This is a genomic window from Metasolibacillus sp. FSL K6-0083 (assembly GCF_038630865.1).
Taxonomy (GTDB): Bacteria; Bacillota; Bacilli; order Bacillales_A; family Planococcaceae; genus Metasolibacillus; species Metasolibacillus fluoroglycofenilyticus.
The window spans coordinates 768,777-786,562 of record NZ_CP152046.1; the positions used below are offsets into that span (position 1 = coordinate 768,777).

The following is a 17,786-nucleotide window of genomic DNA, read 5'->3' on the forward strand; positions in this document are numbered from 1 at the left end:
GATGCTGTTTGTTTAGTTATCTACGATTTCCTATTTCCCCTCGTATAAATCCGCTAAAAACTTGACGGTTTCAAACATATTTGTTTTACTAGCCCCTTTAATGAGGATTGTGTCACCTTGCTTAATAATTTTTTCTAACAAATCATGTAACTGCTCTTTGTTTGTAAAATGATACATATTTTTGGGATTAAAGCCTTTTGCCTTCGCCGCTGCATTCATTTCCTCCGTGCGGAAGCCATACGTAATAAAAATATCGATGCCTTGCTCTGTTATATATTCTCCCACCTTTTTATACTCCGCCTCTCGCAAATCACCAAGCTCTCGCATTTGACCAATAATGGCAACTTTTCGACGTTTTGCAATGGACGACAATACATCAATTGCTGCCTTTACCCCTTGTGGGTGCGAGTGCACCGTATCATCAATAAGCGTAATCGCCCGCTTGCAATGATAAAGCGTCAAGCGGCGAGGTGGTTTTTTGAAGACCAAGCCTTGCTTAATTTCCTGAGGGCTAAACTGTAAATAATCAGCAAGTGCAATAGCATTCAATGCATTGTATACATGGTGCTCCCCTAAAATTGGAATAAAGAGTGAGATTTCCTTACCGCGTAGCTTGGTTTTAAACGCCATGCCATCCTCTTTATAGCGCACATTATACGCCCTATAATCCGCATCAGAATGAATGCCTACAGTTATTATTTTTCCTTTAAATTGCTTTAGTGTTAAATAGTTAGAATTGAAATCATCTTTATTAATAACGAGCACCCCATGCTGATCCATTCCTTGAATTAATTCGGATTTAGCGAGTGCCACTTGCTTTACATCGCCATCAAAATTCCCGACATGCGCTAAGCCAACATTTGTTACAATACTCATTGTAGGCTTAAGTATGCGACAATGCTCAGTAATAACACCTTTGTACGCCATTCCATACTCTAAAACGGCTGCCTCATAGCCATTCGCTAGCTCCATTGCGTGCTTTTTTGTATGCTCTGTCGTATTCCAATAATCCTTTGATTCAAAGGTCGACCATTTTGTTCGTAAAATAGAGGATAGGAATGCCTTTGTTGTTGTTTTACCTGCACTCCCTGTAATCGCAATAATCGGCATATCGCTAGGACGCACCTGCGATTTTGCAATTGGCTTTGTCACTAATGGCTCCTGTTGCTGTGCTTTATGCACCCGCTTCGCCTGTCTTGCCTTTGCTAAAACTTGCTTGTTGTCCGCTAAATATTTAGCATAACGAATCGTATTTTTCACAACATCAAGCTCTAAATAAAACGTTGGTGGACAGCCGGGACGCCAATTCACTTCATAAATCCAAAGCCTCATATTTTGGTCTAAACCGACATCGACCCCAATTTCATCGATGAGTTCACCAAACTCCTGTATTTGAATGTGCTCTAAGTGTCTGGCTAGCGATAATGAAAAATGCTCTAATGTACGCTTTAAATCATAGGCTTGCTCCGCAAACTCCTGCTGTAAAAAAGGCTCTAAATAATTTGTGTAGCCGCCATTATTAATGTTAGGAATTAAACTACCTGCCGGAGCTACGCGCGGATAAACCGTTGTCACTACCCAATTGCCATCCCCATTTTTTTGGACATGCAAGCGAAAATCAAACACTAAGCCTGATTTTGTAACTGAGCGGATATAAGGCTGAACAATAAATGTACCTGTTGCTAGCTGTTGTGCTAATAATGCATCAAGCTGTGTTTTTGTATATTTCGTTACTGTACTATTATGTTTAACCGTGTAACTCGTACCTTCTTTTGAAATGAAATAAATTCCCTTTCCTTTACGCCCATCTATTGGCTTAAAAGCAATAGTCGGATATTTCGCCAAATGCTGATGAACAGTTTCCGTCTTCTGAATAATTTCTGTTGGGATAATGTATTTAGCAAAATCCTTATACGCAAGTAAACGCTTTGCCACATTCCACTTATTGCCGATAGAATTCGTTGTAAAAGGAATTTCCTTGCGCAGCTTCCCTATTATATCCTTTGACACAGCAAGTTTTTCTGGGCTTCCTGCATTGTAAATAACGTCTGGAAAAGGGCATTCCTTTTCATGCCATGCGCCATTTTCATACACTTGGGCCAATATAGTTTTCCTCGTAAAATTAACGCTTTTCGGTGTGAAATAAAAAAAGTCAACACCTTCTACCTTTGCCACAGCAGCAAAGGCATATGATTTTAACACCGTTGTTGGGTCTTTCCGATGGTGTAGCATGCCAATCGTCGTCAAAAATATCCCTCCTTCTACTATCTCTATTTATTAGATTCAAGTAAAACTAAAATAGTAAGGACAGAAGCTTAAACGACATAGAAAACATAGCTGTTTTCACCAAAGTAAATTAACCCTATTAAGCAGTTAGGTTGGAATAGCCCCTTCGTTTAACTGCAAAAAATATACGATTTTCTACGATAAATACCAAGCCCAAGCATAAGCCAATCCATTTTCGGCTTATGTACCTGACCAAGCTCCCTTCCAAGTGTTAGAGGGTTACCTATATGCTGTTTTGCAAGCCTTTCCGCCTTCTTGTTATCCAACATGCTGTTTTGCAGCCTTGAGTGGATAAAGGATGTGACCTGCCGTAAAAATCGACTAAGATTCATTTACGCTCACCTCACGCAATAAATTTTTCTAAAATTGATTACATCGCCACTCCATATTTTTGCAGCCCCTTTTTCGTAGGGTTATAGGATTTTTCATCTTGCTCATTCCAAATACTATCCGCATCACCCTCTAACTCTGCTTGATGTAGCTTAATAAAAACGATACCTTCATTTTGCCATATGCTTTTCACTCCTTTTACGTGTAAAAGCTAAATGAGCTCCATCGCTGTTTTACGCTCTGTTAAAAGAGTAAAAAATTCCTTTTCAACATTTGTCTGCATTTTATCGCGAATTGTTGCACGATGCTCCTCATTGAAATGCAAATCAGCAAATATATTCTTTTTCATTGCCCGCTTTAAATTTTTTAATCGCTCGTCCATTTTAACGCCTCCAATCTTTTTTAGTAATGCTTTACCTTTACATAGCCTTGTTTTTACTTTATTCCCATTAATTGTAAGAATTGCAGCAATCTCCTTCAACGAGTACTCCTCAAAATAATAAAAATAGCAGGTGTGTTGATTAGCCTTTATTTTACAAAAAAGCCTAGGAAATTTGTTGATTTCCGTTGCGGGGGACGCGGCGATTTTAGCCTCCCTTCACTTTGTCCTGCTGGAAGGCTTTGCTTTGCGACGAGTAATCGCAGGAGCACTCGCCCCCTTCACTCCAATCAACAAGTAAACCCTTTATTAACAGTGCATTCTCTACCTTAAACACACGCATCCATATCCAATATTTTCATAATCAACACGCCTGATGTTGTTCTAATCTTTAATTATCAAAATACTTTTCACCTCAATTGCTAAAAAGCATGATTCTGCGATTACTCTACACAGAAAACATGCTTAGCGTGCCATTTTTCAGACACCTTGTTATTTTGTTATTGCGTTAAGATGGTTACCTTCTTTTAAAGGAGTGAAAACGTAGGATACAACGTCTTTGCTTTTAAATTAAAGCGAATAGATAGAGTTGATTTTCGGCTTTTCAAGTAATTATCACCACTTTGATTCAACGAAAATATTCGCACTTAGCAATGAAGTAGAAAGAAGCTGAACACCTGAAAGTGTCGTAATATTAATCGTTGCTTCCCTGTTCGTCTTTTTTAGCGTGACCATTTCTTCAGACCGCATAATCGGTTCACCCTCTATTGACATTGGGCATAAAAAAGAAACAGTTAATAGGTTACTTGAAACATCAATATTTTCGATGCGAAAATAACAGGTCGTAAAGCCACTTTCATAATCCGTTAGCTGCAAATGCGTACCTCGCCTCGTCAATAGCGCAATTGGAATTGTATCGCTACCGACAATTTTCAATAATAAATAATTAAAATGCTTTGTCCAAGTATGCTCGATTAAATTTTGAAAATGCAATATTTCCTTTAGCACGTCGCATAAACGATTTTGTTGTTCGTCCAACACACCCCTCTCCTCCCGCGCAAAAGCATCTGTACACTTACCATATGTCAAATGCCTGCCTCGTGACAGTGGGCTTCGCCTAAATTGTGTGGAAATTGTGTGCGTGCCTGGCACTCATTTTAGATAAATCACAAGCTCCTGACGATATGCACCATCCTCCTCATAATGGTCTAATGCATGAAAATCATACTGATAGCTACCGAAGGGAAATGTTACGCTCTCTCCTTGAACGGCTGCTAAGAGCCCTGCAACATCTGTTGATACCGTTTCTAAAAGCTGTTCCCCTGTTGCTGTTAATGCAAAAATAACATTCATTTCTTCACTCTCCTTAAGAACCTATAAATAATGCGGCTTGGCTAATTGCGACAAAAAAATCCATCTGCTGCACAGGACTATCTGGCTCAATTTGCAGCACTACTTGAAAAACGTCCTCTGCTTCTACATAGACTGCCTGCCAGCGGGCAATAATCTCGTCATTTACTGTAAAGGTCGACCAACCTTCCATTTGCTTATCAATTTTCATTATGCCACCGGGCCAATGAATAGCTAGCTCTGGCAGACCAACACGCCAATTTTCGTACGTTATTGTATAACGTTCCTGCTTACTATAAGAAAACGCCTCAAACCATAGTTTACCACGGCGAAATTTTTTGGAAATACGAAATGTTACATCGCCGCTTAAATCGATGATTTCATACGTTAAAAAATAACGATAATCAAAATAGCCATCCAGTAATCGCTTTAATCGGTTGCTATAGATGCGTGCGACATAAGCTACTTGCTCACCATTTGCGCTAACTATCGGATTTTTTTCTGTCGATGCAATATTTCCTGATAATTGGTACATATATTGATTCATTGTAAGCTCCTTAAAATAATATCGTTAATTTATTATAAATTCGTTTTAAAAAATATGTTTCGTTACTTAGCATTGTACGGCTATTTTTTGCTTTATCTGGATGATTTGTAATGATTCCATCAACACCATGCTCTAAAAAATATTGAATATCACGCTCAGCATTAACTGTCCAAATAAACAATTCCATTTCATTACGCTTAACTTGCTCCATCATGCGACCTGATGCCACATCCTGCTGTAATGCAATAAAATCTGCTTTCACAGGCGGGATTTTTCCAATATAAAGCGCAAAGACAAGCCCCACTTTTATGCGTGGCTCTAATTCGTTTAATCTCCAAATAACCGTGCTATCAATTGATTGGACATAATGCTTTTCCAATGCGTCATAATATAAAAGGAGCTCAATGAACTGCTGTAAATAATCATCTGTTTCATGTCCATGTGGCTTTATTTCAATTAATAATTGAATATTAAGCTCCTCACTTTTTTGCAACATTTCTTCTAAAGAGGGAATTTTATCATGCAATTTACCCGCTCTTACAGTCGTATTCGTTAGCTCATCTAACGCCATTTGGTATACTGCTTCCTTCCGACCAGCCATTCTCATCAATGTAGGGTCATGAAAAACGACAAACTTTCCATCCTTTGTTTGTTGTATATCAATTTCCACTAAATCTGCCCCTGCTTCCACAGATGCAATAAGGGAACTCATTGTATTTTCCACACCCTGCTCCATAAAGCCCCGATGCGCAATAACCTTCGTCTCTGGCTCGTAGAGTGTTTTTTCTAAATTAATTACTTGCACACCACTCATTAAAAAATAAACAAAAATAGTACAAACAATCGTCCAATGCATAATCGTTTCACGAAATGATTCGTTATGCAGCGCCACTTGTTTATCATGTGTTAGACGAAAGCCAACGACAACAATGAGCTGTGAAAAAAGCGCTTGTAATAAAGTAAATAAAAGCAATAGTAAGCCCTGTGCAAAAGTTAATGTAAAGGCGGCTGTGACAAGTGCCAGGTCTGGGATTAATCGCTCAATAACAAATAAAGGCACAAAGGTTAACCCTAATAAAATAACAGTTAAGCTTAAATGCATTATAAGTATCAACCCGAGCATGCCGACAAGTTCAATCAATCTGCGTTGCGAAAATTGCCAGCTTAATTTTACAGCCTGTAAAATTGTTGTCCATTGATATACTGTAAAATACGGCATCGTCAAAATAAAGCGCAAACTAATTAAAAATAATAATGCGATTCCAATTATATATAAAAGCCGCCCCTGTGAAGATGTCATTAATTCATCCACGATAAAATCTGGGATACTTAAACTTTGTGTAATCGTAGATGGTAGTATAGAAGAAATGAGTGGCATGACGAGTACCACATATAGAAATAGTAAGCCTGTTTCAAAGCTAATAAAATAAACAACCTTTTTGTTTAATCGACGCCATAGCTGCCGTAATGTATACGGTATTCCTCTTTGCTGATGGTAGGCAAGCAAAATAAGCAAACCCATTTCATAATAAATAAACAATAAAACAATTAAAATCATTAGTGCTATGACAAATAAAAATAATGGGTGAGCAAATAGCTGGATAATGTTTTCCTCTGTAATACTATCTATATTTAAAAGATGCAATGTCGCCGTCAACAGCAGTGAAATCGACGGCAATGCAATGAGTAATTGAAATAGCCGAATCCCTAAAAAGACCCGGATATAATCTACTCGGTACGTATAAATATTGCGAAAAACAAGTCGAATTACGCGTAAAATGCGCTCCATTCACCCACCCCCGTGTTCTATTTTACGCAAAAATCGACAAATTGTATGCAGGAAAGCTCAGTTTACTAAATTGTTTCTTTCGCTTCACAATGGTAAAATCAAACCCTTCACTGCAAAACGAAAGGAGAAAGGTCATGCAAAACAATGAAAGAAAAATTATTTTAGATTTAGCAATCACATTAGATGGCTTCATTGAAGGAAAAAATGGAGAAATAGATTGGTGTATTATGGATTCCGATATGGAGTTCTCACACTTTTTAAGCAATATCGACACAATTTTGTATGGTAGAAAAAGCTATGATTTGTGGGGACACTATACGCCTGATACAAATGATGATGAAGAGAAGCAATTTTGGGCACTTGTTCATAGTAAAGAAAAATACGTTTTTTCAAAAACGAAACAACAAGACCATAGCAAAGCTGTTTTTATTCAAGAAAATATTGCCGAGGAAATGCAGGCATTAAAAAAGAAAACTGGCAAAAATATTTGGCTCTATGGTGGAGCAAGTCTCATTACAGCATTCATTGATTTAGGGCTTATAGATGAATTTCGATTATCCATTCATCCTGTTGTTTTAGGGGAAGGTAAGCCATTATTCACAAATGTTACAGAAAAAATAAATTTAAAGCTTGTTAACACAAGAACATTTTCATCTGGCGTTGTACAATTAATATATCATAACAATTAATTGGTTTCGCTCAATAAAAAGCTACTGTAAAATTAGATTTTCTCTAATAATTACAGTAGCTTTACTTTTTACACAGTTGTATGAGCAAAAAACTCCTCATAAAGCGCCTTTAAAATTTGATTCTCATATTGGCTTAGTACGCCAAATACAAGGCTTACTTCTGAAGAACCTTGATTAATCATTTCAATATTAGCGCCTGTATTTGAAATAGCCGTCGCTGCGCGCGCTGCTAAGCCCGTGTTATTTCGCATACCTTCACCTACGATTACAACCATTGAAAAATCATGACGAAAATGCACGTCCTCCGCTTGTAATTCCTCTTTCACCCGCTTCATAATACGCGCCTCAATCTCATCGTCCAATTGATGGGAACGCATAATAACTGAAATATCATCTAGTCCAGATGGTGTATGCTCATATGAAATATTTTCTTCCTCGATAATTTGCAGTAAACGTCTACCGAAGCCTACTTCACGATTCATTAAATATTTCGATACATATAAAATAGAAAATCCGCTATCCGTCGCAATACCTGTAACAGGGCTACCTGTTGCCGGGCGCTTTGGTACAATACGTGTACCAGATGCAGCAGGATTATTTGTGTTTTTAATATTTACTGGAATCCCTTGTTTATATACAGGCATTAACGCTTCATCATGAAATACTGAGAACCCCGCATAGGAAAGTTCACGCATTTCACGATATGTGATTTCCTTGATTTCCACTGGACAATTCACCACTTTCGGATTTGCTGAAAAGACGCAGTCAACGTCAGTAAAGTTTTCATAAAGTTCTGCATTAACTGCGGAGGCTAAAATCGAACCTGTTATATCTGAGCCACCGCGGTCAAACGTACGCAGTACGCCCGTCTTTGTATAACCAAAGAAGCCCGGGAACACAATGATTTCCTCGACATTCGCAAGCTTGCTTAGATTCTCATATGTTTCAGGCAAAGCAAAAGTTCGCTCTGGTAAATCGTTCACAACTAAGCCCTCTTTTGGACTCACGTACTTGGCGGGCATTCCGATTGAATTAAAATAAGCTGCGATAAGCTTTGCATTATTATCCTCACCACTGGCCTTTATGTTATCCATAAATAATGCCTGTTGTGACTTGTCTGCTTCCAGACGTTCGCGCAAGTCATCTGTGATGATTTGGATAATCGTATCATCTAATCCTAGCTCTGCTGCAATATCAGCATAACGTTCAATTACTATGTTTAATTTTAACTCAGTATCTCCATCTTGCAATGCACTGTTTGCAAGTTCAATTAATAAATCCGTTACTTTAATATCATCATTCGTGCGCTTTCCTGGAGCAGATACTGCAATAATTTTTCTTGCTGGATTAGCTTTTACAATATTCGCAACTTTTTTAATTTGCTGCGCATTCGCAACAGAAGTTCCACCAAATTTACATACAATCATTTTACCAAATCCTTACCTTATAATATTATTGTACTTCCCCAAAAAACATTTGATTTTACACAGTGTACAAACTTATTACAAATACGTCAAGACAATTTGTAATAAGTTTGACGTTTTTTTATAAAAAGATGAACATTTTTCAAAACATTTGCACTTATTATATGGTTTTTCATGCGAAAAAGTGCGAATTTCCTAGTTGAAAAACAATTCAGACAAGTATTCACAAATTACTTTACAGAGCATTATTGTATACGCATATTCCCTAAAAAACAATAGAAATCTTACCAGTTTACTAAAGTTTCTAACGATAAAATTGCTATATCTAATTTTAACTAGGAATTTAGGAAAAATAGTATGGCATCCTCTCTTTTTCGCATATGAAATGATTGCTTATCAACAACTTAAAAGTCCCAGCTTATTCAGCTACTGGAAAGTGACAGTCTTTTTAATTGTAACTATCATGAGATATACTTGTAGGAAATTTTGAATATAGCATGAAGGGCTATCAGAAAAGAAATTATCTTTTCCGATAGCCCTGATTACTTTGGTAAATCCTAAAAAACAAACTCCAACTTCTCCCCTTGTAACTTCAGGCGAGCTTTACCTTTTTTACCGCTTTTCCATGTAAAGCGGATTTCACGAGTTTCTTTGCCAGAAAGTAACTTCTTCGCATCAATTGCTGTTACTTTACCTTTCATTAATACTTTGCTAATAGCAAATTTACATGCTTTGTTTTGACATGTATATGCTCGGAACCCTTCTACTACTGCATTACGACATAATGGGCAGCTCCCGACAACGACAATCTCTTTTTCAGCCACTTGCATTTCCAACGCTTTCATACGCGCTGTTGTTTCTTCTACAAAGGCAAGCATTTCCTTATAAAATGCAGATGCATTTAATTGACCATCGACAATGTCCTTTAGCTTTTTGCTCCAAATTGCTGTTAAAATTGGAGAAACGACATCATGATTGCCTAAGCTAGCAATAACATCGATTCCAAAATTAGTAGCAGCTAATGATTTCCCTTGTCGTTCTAGCATACCAATCGTTATCAATTTTTCTATAATTTCTGCACGTGTTGCCGATGTACCAATACCTTCTGCGTCCTTTAAAATTTTTTGCAGCTCTGCATCCTCTATAAAGCGCCCTGCATGGAACATCGCATCAAGCAATGTACTATCTGTGTAACGTGATGGCGGTTCAGTCATTTTAGATAAAATATTTAACTCCTTAATTGGTAATATATCGTCTACCTTTAATAAAGGGAGAGGAAGTTCCCCCTTTCTACGAAATGTTTCATATAATACTGTGTAGCCTTTTTCTACAATACGATTACCTGTTTGCTTAAAAAGCTCCCCACCAGATTGTAAAATAATAGTCGTTTTATCGAATTGATAGGCTGGTAAAAAGATAGCTAAAAGACGTTTACAAATAAGATGGTACACTTTCCATTCCGCCTCAGTTAGCTTTTTGCGCCCTACAGCTACATCCGTTACTGTAATAGCATGATGGTCCGTTAATTTTTTATCATCTACGTAGCGTTTAGAGGAGGTGACACGAGCTATATTCGAGTGATTACGCATAATTTCCCCTGCAATAGCTTGGTATTCTTCTAATGAACAAAGCGCTTTAATATGTGCTGTAATATTTTCAGCAAATGCTGTCGGTAAATGCTTAGATTCGGTACGTGGATAAGTAATTAACTTTTTTTCATACAAGCTTTGAGCAATTTTTAATGTGTTTGCAGATGTAAAGCCATAAAATTTATTCGCTTCCTTTTGCAGTTCCAGCAATGAATGCAATGGTGGGGCAGGCAATGCTTTGCGCTCAGTTTTCAGCTCTTTGACAATCGCTGTTTCTGTAATACGTGCAGCAATGGCCTTCACTTCGCCAGATTGTATTTTATTTGTGTTTTGGACTGGGTCAAACCATAGCGCCGTCATTTCTGGTAGCTGTAATTCAATTTGCGCATATGGCTCTGGCTGGAATTGTTTTATTTCAAGCTCACGTTTGACTACAATGGCGAGGGTTGGCGTCATTACACGACCAACTTTAATCGTACGCCCACCTTTTACCGTAGCAACACGCGTTAAGTTTAAGCCAATTAGCCAGTCAAATATCATGCGATACATGGCAGCATTGCGCAGATTGCGAATGAGGTAATCATTTTCATCTAGCAAATGGGTCAATGCTTTATGTATTGCATTATCCGTTGTTTGTGATGTCCAAAAGCGCTTTACGGGTAGCCTGCAGCCCACTTTTTTATAAAAGGAATAAAAGATGTTTTCCCCTTCCATCCCCGCATCACACGCATTTATAATAAAATCATAGTGCCCTGTTTTTAGCTTTTGCTCTAGCTCCCTATACACTTTATAGGCAGTTTTTTTTACACGAAATTCATAGCGCTCCGGCATCATCGGTAGCACTGCTAAATCCCATTTTTTCCATTCCTTTTTATATTCGTGTGGCTCCTTTAGCTCCACAACATGTCCTATAAATGAAGCAAAGTCAATTGTATATGGCAATTGCATGCGCTTATAAACTTTTTCAATATCTCGCATTAGCGATGGCTTTTCGGCAATGAGCAGCGCTCTCACTTTATACATCGCCCCTTTCTATATAACTAGTATATTAAACGTACATATGTTTGTAAATCAGATAAAGCCTGCCTGCTTTTCACCTTCTATTGCTTTAATATATCGCAAGCCTTGCTGAAATTGCTGCTGTAACCATTCATTTTTATGCTGATAACCTGCAGCTCACTTATCACTTCGCAAGCAATAGCAACCTTCAGTTTGTAAATTTTGCTCATTTAACTTTATAATTTTTAGTTGATTCATCGGTGTCTTCCTCTCTCTATATTTTCTTTCAGTACACAATTTCACTGTTCCAACTGTATCATCAAATGCTATAATGCTACTAGTGTAAATGAGGAGGGGACTTATGGGGTTTGGAAAACGTACAATTTTTTGGCTAGTGCCGCTTTGTATTATCGGCATTTTCATTTATTTTTATGGACCAAAGGATGATATTACAGATAATCAATACATAGATGAAATAAAGCAAATATCATTAAGTGAAACGAATACAACAACAATCGAGGATGTGTTTAATCATTATTGTGATGAAAGCAAATGGGTCTATTTTAAAACTCAGCGTGAGCAGGCTGTTGTAGAATTTAAAGGGCAATGTACAATTAACGAGCAAGAACAACCTGTGAATATGCAGTTTTTAATCAATGATGACGATTTTACGCTTGGAGCATTGCTCATTAATAATTTTCAGCAATCCCCCGAAGAGCGCACACATTTTATTCAGCATTTATATGAAAATTTGTAAATTCAGAAAGGAGTTGTGCGAAAAGTCTATTTTGTTTTGACACCGCATTGAAATCAATGTTTTCATCGCTTCCCTTTTACTGAAGGATAACGCTGCTAAAGCAAATGTTCATCCCATTTTTAAAAGAGGTGTTCTCTGTTTATAGGAATCAACATTTTGCGAAACATCATTGCTACTGTCCAAAACGCCGGCTATGCACGGCTTTTTGGACAGCCCTTTTCGTTTTTGTTTTATTAAGTCAAAGGATGCTAGCTTGTTTGGCAAAGTAATAAACATTGGGTTTAATGGTATTATTTTGAATTTAGATGAAAGAGATTTTATCTTTTTTACAACAACATGTTACCGCACTCAGTAAGCTGTTTGTTCAAGCGCTTTAATAGGCGCTGTCTTCTTTTTTTCAACGTTTCCACTTTGAGTTGTAAAGCTTGCGCAATTTCTTTGTCACTATTTTGCAGGACATAATAGCTAGTCAAAATATAGCGCTCATCTGTCGTTAACTCTTCCCACAATATTGCGAGTGCTGGTGTTTCAATCACAATGGCATTTCGTCCATCATCTATAAAAACTTGCAAAGCTTCATCACCAACTAGCATGTTGCGATTTCGATGATTGTTTTGCTTGCGCATCTCAGCAATAATTTGATAGCGCATCATAAAATAGGCATATGTTTCGAAGGTTCCTTTATTTTCGTCATATGTTTGCGTCGCCTCCCATAAAGCAATCATCGCTATATGTCTATATTCATCAAAATTGCCATAAACGCGGCAACGATATAACGCCTTTTGAATTAACGGTTTATACTGTTCATAGCATTGTTCAAAGTTCATTGAAGATTCCTTTTGCATTGTGCACAAGCTGCTTATTCCTAGGTGGCTTAAATATAGTCATTAGGAATCAATCTATCAAAAACGAAAATAGCATATTTTTATTATAAAATAAGGAGAAAATCAAATTTTTTATACATAAAATATTATATTTATGCATTTTAACGTTTAAAAATAGTATTTTTCGCCATTTTTATTATCGGAATATTCAAAATTACAATTGACAAAATACACTTCATCGTGCATGCTATGTAAAATATATTTAGCTTATTGAAGACTAGTAAGCGGTCACTGACTATAACAGAGAGCGAATGCTTTGGCTGAAAAATTCGCATAGTACAAGCCGCCCAACCTCCCTCAACTTGCCCTTAGCCAAACTAAGCGCTCACTCAGCGTTATGAGATAAGTGGAATGCATTGTATGCATTCAATTTAGGTGGTACCACGGAAGTCCCTTTCGTCCTATATCAATTAGGAGGAAATGGGCTTTTTTTCATTGCATCTGCTAGGAGGAGAAATATGGAACGAAAACGGATTGTCGTAAAAATTGGCAGTAGCTCTTTAACAAATAATAAAGGAGAAATTGATTTTGAAAAATTTAATGACCATATCGAAGCTCTCGTACAGTTGAAGCTTTCAGGGCACGAGGTGTTACTCGTTTCATCTGGCGCTGTCGCTGCTGGTTTCCGCAAGCTCGGCTATCCAACACGTCCCGTCACGATGAAAGGCAGACAGGCAGCGGCGGCTGTTGGACAAAGCCTACTAATTCAGCTCTACAATGAGGCATTTATCAAATACAATATTATTTCAGCACAGGTCTTGCTAACTCGTACAGATTTTAGCGAAAAAGAACGTTACAAAAATGCCTCTGCTACATTTTCTGAGCTACTAGAGCGCTCTGTAATACCGATTATTAATGAAAATGATACGATATCTGTTGCGGAGCTGACATTTGGAGACAATGATATGCTCTCTGCATTAGTAGCAGGGCTTGTTCATGCAGACCAACTAATTATTTTGACGGATATCAATGGGCTATATACAGTGAATCCCACAAAAAATCCTAATGCCAAACGCTTAGATTTTTTAACTGTTATATCGGATGAGCTACTTGCTAACACATCGGGCAGCAGCTCCAAAGTCGGCACAGGGGGGATGGAGTCAAAGCTATTAGCTACGCGCTATGCTCTTGAAGCAGGCATTAATGTTTTTATCGGAAAAGGAACAGGAGCAAAAAAATTACTGGAAGTTTTAGCTGGCAATGGGGATGGTACGTATATTTCTAGCGAGGAACCCTCCACTTTATCAAGCCGTAGACAATGGCTTCGATTATCTACAGTTACAGGAAAAGTATTCATTGATGAAGGGGCTGTCAAAGCTTTGACGACTGGAGGCAAAAGCTTATTACCAGCAGGTGTTTACGCATTGGAAGGTCATTTTAAACGAGGTGATGTCGTTGAAGTGTTTTACCAGCATCATTGTATCGGACGTGGTGAAATAAAATATTCCAAGGAGGAGCTCGAGCAAGCAATGGGAAAGCGCACGACTGAATTATTCAAACAACCAACAGAAGTAATTCATCGTGATTATTGGGTTCAAATGAAGGAGGTTTAAATAGATGGCTAACGAAGTAAGGGAAAAGGGACAACGAGCAAAAAATGCAAGCATCATCATGAATATGAAAACAACTGCTGAAAAAAATAAGGCCCTTGCCTGTATTGCAGAGCAGTTGCAAATGGATACAGCGACAATTGTAGAAGCAAATCAGTTGGATTTACAGCTTGGAGCAAAAAATGGACTATCTGCTGCAATACTCGACCGCATTATGCTGAATGAAAGACGTATCCAAGCAATGAGCGAGGCGATTCAATTATTAATTGAGTTACCCGACCCAATTGGCGAGGAACTTGAAAATATTCAAAAAGAAAATGGATTGCATATTGTTAAAAGACGTGTGCCCCTTGGTGTTATTGGTATGATTTATGAGGCACGTCCAAATGTTACTGTTGATGCAGCAACACTAGCATTAAAAACAAGCAATGCTGCTATATTAAGAGGTAGCTCCTCTGCTCAAAATTCAAATATCGCACTTATTGCATCTATTCATAAAGCATTGCATCATGCAAATTTCCCATTAGATGCTGTGCTTTTAGTTGAAGACACAAGCCGAGAAACAGCAAAAGAACTCTTTCATTTAAGTGAATTTTTAGACGTTCTTATTCCGCGCGGTGGCAAAGGTTTAATCGATACTGTTGTGCGTGAAGCAAGCGTACCTGTGCTAGAGACAGGTGCAGGCAACTGCCATATTTATATTGATGATAGTGCCCCGTTCGATATGGTATGTAATATTATTAAAAATGCGAAAACGCAGCGTCCTTCCGTCTGCAATACTGTGGAAAGCTTAGTCATTCATCGTAGTTTTTTAAACAAATACGGTAAGGAGCTATTTGATTTTCTACAATCATTAGAAATTTCAATCTATGGGGATGAAACGATTTGTCAATTCGTAGGAAGTGCCATTCTCGCTGATGAGGCGCATTTTGCTGAGGAATTTTTAAGTCTCGCATTAAGTGTGAAAACCGTTGATTCTGTGCAAGAGGCTATCCGGCATATTCAGAAATATAGTACGAGGCATTCAGAAGCGATTATTACGACGACCCAACAGCATGCGGATTTATTTTTAACAATGGTGGATGCTGCTGCTGTTTACCATAATGCTTCTACTCGCTTTACAGATGGTTTTGAATTTGGTTACGGTGCTGAAGTAGGCATTTCCACACAAAAGCTACATGCGCGTGGTCCAATGGGGTTAACTGCCTTAACATCAACAAAATACTGGATTTACGGTAATGGGCAAGTAAGAAACTAGAGAGCGTTCCATAAGGCGTGCAGTAGCTGGCTTGCGGAACATTTGCGATGGTGTTTCGGCGAAATATTTGCTCAATAAAATAGCGAAGGGGCTTTTCTGAAAATGAAAAACACTAATTTTAGCAGGATTTACTTCTATGCGCAAGAAACGAAAATTTAACTTTTCTCAAAAAGAACATCCGCTAAACTCCATGTTTCTCCTATTTTCAAGGAATCCCCTTACTCTTTTAATACACAAAATCTTTCAAAAAGCACCACCGAAAGCGTTCCAAGCGCTGACAGCTACATGGCGTTTGGAACGCCCCCCTCCCCTAATTCGTATAAATGACAGGAATATTATATTTACCGTATTTGCCCCGCATTTTACTACGATATTCCTGCACATGTGCTGTTTCTTTGAAGGTTAAAGCATCACCGTTGTCTAGCGAAACAATATATGTCGCGTTCCCGCCCTTACCAGCCGGTACTTCTATACGCTCTATTTGTGTCACATTTTCCCAGCCTACATATTGTTTTTGTTGCTCAAAAAGACCCCTGTATGTAAAGCCGTTATCATCCATTGCAATATAGCATCTAGAGCTTCCGTAGAAAATAACAATCGATGTTAAAAATAAAATACTGCTACTAATAATTGCCCATTTTTTCATTTTGCCAAAAAATAAAAAAGCACAGCAAATAATTAAAATAGCTATCCCAACAGCGAACACCGTATATGCTTCTGTTGGAACATAGTACACCCAAGTATACTTCACAAAGTAAAATGTCATTGGAATCATTCTTGGAATTAAAAAAATGATTAATGGTGAAAAAATGAATAGGCATATACCTATTACAAAAAATGCATAACGATACGGCATATTATTCGCCATCTATTATCCCCCTTGCATAACATATGTAATATTATACAACGTTACTTTAAGATGATTAATTGTTTCAAAATTCTGAACATGTGATATAATACAGTTATTTTGAAAGGAGTGACCGCCATATGCAAATACGTGCCATGATTAACCTTACAATTTCAATGGCCATCTTTGGCTCGATTGGCTTTTTTACAAAGCAGACTGGCATTCCTGCGGTTGAGCTGGTCTTTATCCGTTGTATTTTTGCCACATTGTTTTTGGGTGGCTTATGGTTAATTACAGGAGGGTTAAAAACTGAAAAGTGGAATAAAAAACAGCTTATTACAACCGTTTTATGTGGTGTTTTTTTAGTTTTAAACTGGGTATTTTTATTTAAGGCATTTGAGGAAATGTCTATTTCTGTTGCTATTTCTATTTACAATTTGGCTCCGATTTTCGTATTGTTGCTCGGTGCGATTTTACTTGCAGAAAAAATGTCCTTACCAGCGATTTTAGCAACAACTGTCTGCTTTTTTGGTAGTGTGCTAATTGTCGGGATTGAGCATTTTCAATCACTCGACCAACTATTTAATTCAGGCTTTGTCTGGGCGCTATTATCAGCCATTTTTTATGCCCTCACAATGTTTACAAGTAAAAATATTAGCGGTCTTTCCTCTTATGCATTAACATTTATTCAAACGACTGTTGGAATTGTGATGCTCATGCCATTTTGCAATTTTGAGGTATTTGAGGGACTAACAACGACAAATTGGTTATTTATTTTAGGGACAGGCATTATACATACAGGCTTTGTGTATTATTTATTTTTTGATAGCATACGCAATTTATCAACAATTATCGTTTCCGTACTCGTTTTTGTTGATCCTGTCGTAGCTATTTTACTAGATATTATCATTTTGTCCTTTAGACCAGATTTATTGCAAATACTTGGTATTATCCTTATTTTCGGTAGCATTATTTATATTATTTTTATGCCACCACCTACAGTAATCAGACAAAATAAAAAAGCTTCTGAGCCTTTATAGAGAAGAATTGGCTGTCAAAAAGCTTCGAACTTCAGCGTTTAAAGCGACAATAAAACATATAAAACGCC

17 protein-coding genes are annotated in these 17,786 nt (G+C 37.6%); 5 read left to right on the top strand and 12 right to left on the bottom strand.

Going from position 1 to position 17,786, the window contains the following annotated elements; genetic code table 11:
- Positions 1–30 precede the first annotated feature (30 nt).
- The 8 genes from MHB51_RS03545 to MHB51_RS03580 all read right to left on the bottom strand — a co-directional run bounded on the left by MHB51_RS03545 (position 31) and on the right by MHB51_RS03580 (position 6,681).
- On the bottom strand, positions 31–2,247 hold the full coding sequence (locus tag MHB51_RS03545; protein WP_342558996.1) for a YheC/YheD family protein: 2,217 nt from the start codon (positions 2,245–2,247) through the stop codon (positions 31–33).
- A gap of 149 nt (positions 2,248–2,396) precedes the next feature.
- Positions 2,397–2,555 (bottom strand): hypothetical protein, encoded by a 159-nt coding sequence (locus MHB51_RS03550; protein ID WP_342558997.1) that lies wholly within the window; start codon positions 2,553–2,555, stop codon positions 2,397–2,399.
- Positions 2,556–2,656: 101 nt separating this feature from the next.
- Positions 2,657–2,809, bottom strand: coding sequence for a hypothetical protein (locus MHB51_RS03555; protein ID WP_342558998.1), 153 nt, complete (start codon positions 2,807–2,809; stop codon positions 2,657–2,659).
- A gap of 18 nt (positions 2,810–2,827) precedes the next feature.
- Positions 2,828–3,097 carry a hypothetical protein gene (locus MHB51_RS03560; protein WP_342558999.1) on the bottom strand — a complete coding sequence of 90 codons (270 nt, stop codon included), beginning with the start codon at positions 3,095–3,097 and terminating at the stop codon, positions 2,828–2,830.
- 513 nt (positions 3,098–3,610) lie between these two features.
- Entirely contained in the window at positions 3,611–4,036 is a 426-nt protein-coding gene (locus tag MHB51_RS03565) for a hypothetical protein (RefSeq protein ID WP_342559000.1), read from the bottom strand.
- 111 nt (positions 4,037–4,147) lie between these two features.
- Positions 4,148–4,348, bottom strand: a complete 201-nt coding sequence (locus MHB51_RS03570) for a thymidylate synthase (RefSeq protein WP_066163500.1) — start codon at positions 4,346–4,348, stop codon at positions 4,148–4,150.
- Positions 4,349–4,361: 13 nt separating this feature from the next.
- Positions 4,362–4,892, bottom strand: coding sequence for a peptide ABC transporter ATPase (locus tag MHB51_RS03575; protein WP_342559001.1), 531 nt, complete (start codon positions 4,890–4,892; stop codon positions 4,362–4,364).
- A gap of 10 nt (positions 4,893–4,902) precedes the next feature.
- Positions 4,903–6,681 carry a glycerophosphodiester phosphodiesterase gene (locus MHB51_RS03580; protein WP_342559002.1) on the bottom strand — a complete coding sequence of 593 codons (1,779 nt, stop codon included), beginning with the start codon at positions 6,679–6,681 and terminating at the stop codon, positions 4,903–4,905.
- Between the two features lie 134 nt (positions 6,682–6,815).
- Here MHB51_RS03580 and MHB51_RS03585 point away from each other — a divergent pair, with 134 nt between their 5' ends.
- Positions 6,816–7,370 (top strand): dihydrofolate reductase family protein, encoded by a 555-nt coding sequence (locus MHB51_RS03585; RefSeq protein WP_066163510.1) that lies wholly within the window; start codon positions 6,816–6,818, stop codon positions 7,368–7,370.
- A 68-nt stretch (positions 7,371–7,438) separates the two neighbouring features.
- Here the strand turns inward: MHB51_RS03585 and MHB51_RS03590 are convergent, their stop codons facing one another.
- Both MHB51_RS03590 and MHB51_RS03595 read right to left on the bottom strand, forming a co-directional pair.
- Positions 7,439–8,797 carry an aspartate kinase gene (locus MHB51_RS03590; RefSeq protein ID WP_342559003.1) on the bottom strand — a complete coding sequence of 453 codons (1,359 nt, stop codon included), beginning with the start codon at positions 8,795–8,797 and terminating at the stop codon, positions 7,439–7,441.
- A gap of 554 nt (positions 8,798–9,351) precedes the next feature.
- Complete coding sequence (locus tag MHB51_RS03595; protein WP_107942608.1) at positions 9,352–11,406, bottom strand: type IA DNA topoisomerase; 2,055 nt, start codon at positions 11,404–11,406, stop codon at positions 9,352–9,354.
- A gap of 337 nt (positions 11,407–11,743) precedes the next feature.
- Between MHB51_RS03595 and MHB51_RS03600 the strand changes: the two genes are divergently transcribed.
- On the top strand, positions 11,744–12,139 hold the full coding sequence (locus tag MHB51_RS03600) for a hypothetical protein (protein ID WP_066163517.1): 396 nt from the start codon (positions 11,744–11,746) through the stop codon (positions 12,137–12,139).
- Between the two features lie 326 nt (positions 12,140–12,465).
- On the opposite strand, the gene MHB51_RS03605 is transcribed toward MHB51_RS03600, so the two are convergent.
- A complete protein-coding gene (locus MHB51_RS03605; RefSeq protein ID WP_161485059.1) occupies positions 12,466–12,966 on the bottom strand; it encodes a sigma-70 family RNA polymerase sigma factor in 501 nt (166 codons plus the stop codon).
- Positions 12,967–13,481: 515 nt separating this feature from the next.
- Here MHB51_RS03605 and proB point away from each other — a divergent pair.
- Together proB and MHB51_RS03615 are read left to right on the top strand one after the other, a co-directional pair.
- Entirely contained in the window at positions 13,482–14,576 is a 1,095-nt protein-coding gene (gene proB, locus MHB51_RS03610; RefSeq protein ID WP_342559004.1) for a glutamate 5-kinase, read from the top strand.
- A gap of 4 nt (positions 14,577–14,580) precedes the next feature.
- Positions 14,581–15,831, top strand: a complete 1,251-nt coding sequence (locus MHB51_RS03615) for a glutamate-5-semialdehyde dehydrogenase (protein WP_342559005.1) — start codon at positions 14,581–14,583, stop codon at positions 15,829–15,831.
- Between the two features lie 310 nt (positions 15,832–16,141).
- Here MHB51_RS03615 and MHB51_RS03620 read toward each other — a convergent pair whose 3' ends face one another.
- Complete coding sequence (locus MHB51_RS03620) at positions 16,142–16,699, bottom strand: hypothetical protein (protein ID WP_066163527.1); 558 nt, start codon at positions 16,697–16,699, stop codon at positions 16,142–16,144.
- 119 nt (positions 16,700–16,818) lie between these two features.
- On the opposite strand from MHB51_RS03620, the gene MHB51_RS03625 reads away from it, so the two are divergent.
- Positions 16,819–17,718 (top strand): DMT family transporter, encoded by a 900-nt coding sequence (locus tag MHB51_RS03625; RefSeq protein WP_342559006.1) that lies wholly within the window; start codon positions 16,819–16,821, stop codon positions 17,716–17,718.
- The last annotated feature ends 68 nt before the right edge of the window (positions 17,719–17,786 follow it).

Coding starts and splice junctions, on each gene's coding strand:
- MHB51_RS03550 (WP_342558997.1), bottom strand. CDS start 2,555: ATGTTGGATAACAAGAAGGCGGAAAGGCTTGCAAAACAGCATATAGGT.
- MHB51_RS03570 (WP_066163500.1), bottom strand. CDS start 4,348: ATGAATGTTATTTTTGCATTAACAGCAACAGGGGAACAGCTTTTAGAA.
- MHB51_RS03575 (WP_342559001.1), bottom strand. CDS start 4,892: ATGAATCAATATATGTACCAATTATCAGGAAATATTGCATCGACAGAA.
- MHB51_RS03580 (WP_342559002.1), bottom strand. CDS start 6,681: ATGGAGCGCATTTTACGCGTAATTCGACTTGTTTTTCGCAATATTTAT.
- MHB51_RS03585 (WP_066163510.1), top strand. CDS start 6,816: ATGCAAAACAATGAAAGAAAAATTATTTTAGATTTAGCAATCACATTA.
- MHB51_RS03590 (WP_342559003.1), bottom strand. CDS start 8,797: ATGATTGTATGTAAATTTGGTGGAACTTCTGTTGCGAATGCGCAGCAA.
- MHB51_RS03595 (WP_107942608.1), bottom strand. CDS start 11,406: ATGTATAAAGTGAGAGCGCTGCTCATTGCCGAAAAGCCATCGCTAATG.
- MHB51_RS03600 (WP_066163517.1), top strand. CDS start 11,744: ATGGGGTTTGGAAAACGTACAATTTTTTGGCTAGTGCCGCTTTGTATT.
- MHB51_RS03605 (WP_161485059.1), bottom strand. CDS start 12,966: ATGAACTTTGAACAATGCTATGAACAGTATAAACCGTTAATTCAAAAG.
- proB (WP_342559004.1), top strand. CDS start 13,482: ATGGAACGAAAACGGATTGTCGTAAAAATTGGCAGTAGCTCTTTAACA.
- MHB51_RS03615 (WP_342559005.1), top strand. CDS start 14,581: ATGGCTAACGAAGTAAGGGAAAAGGGACAACGAGCAAAAAATGCAAGC.
- MHB51_RS03620 (WP_066163527.1), bottom strand. CDS start 16,699: ATGGCGAATAATATGCCGTATCGTTATGCATTTTTTGTAATAGGTATA.
- MHB51_RS03625 (WP_342559006.1), top strand. CDS start 16,819: ATGCAAATACGTGCCATGATTAACCTTACAATTTCAATGGCCATCTTT.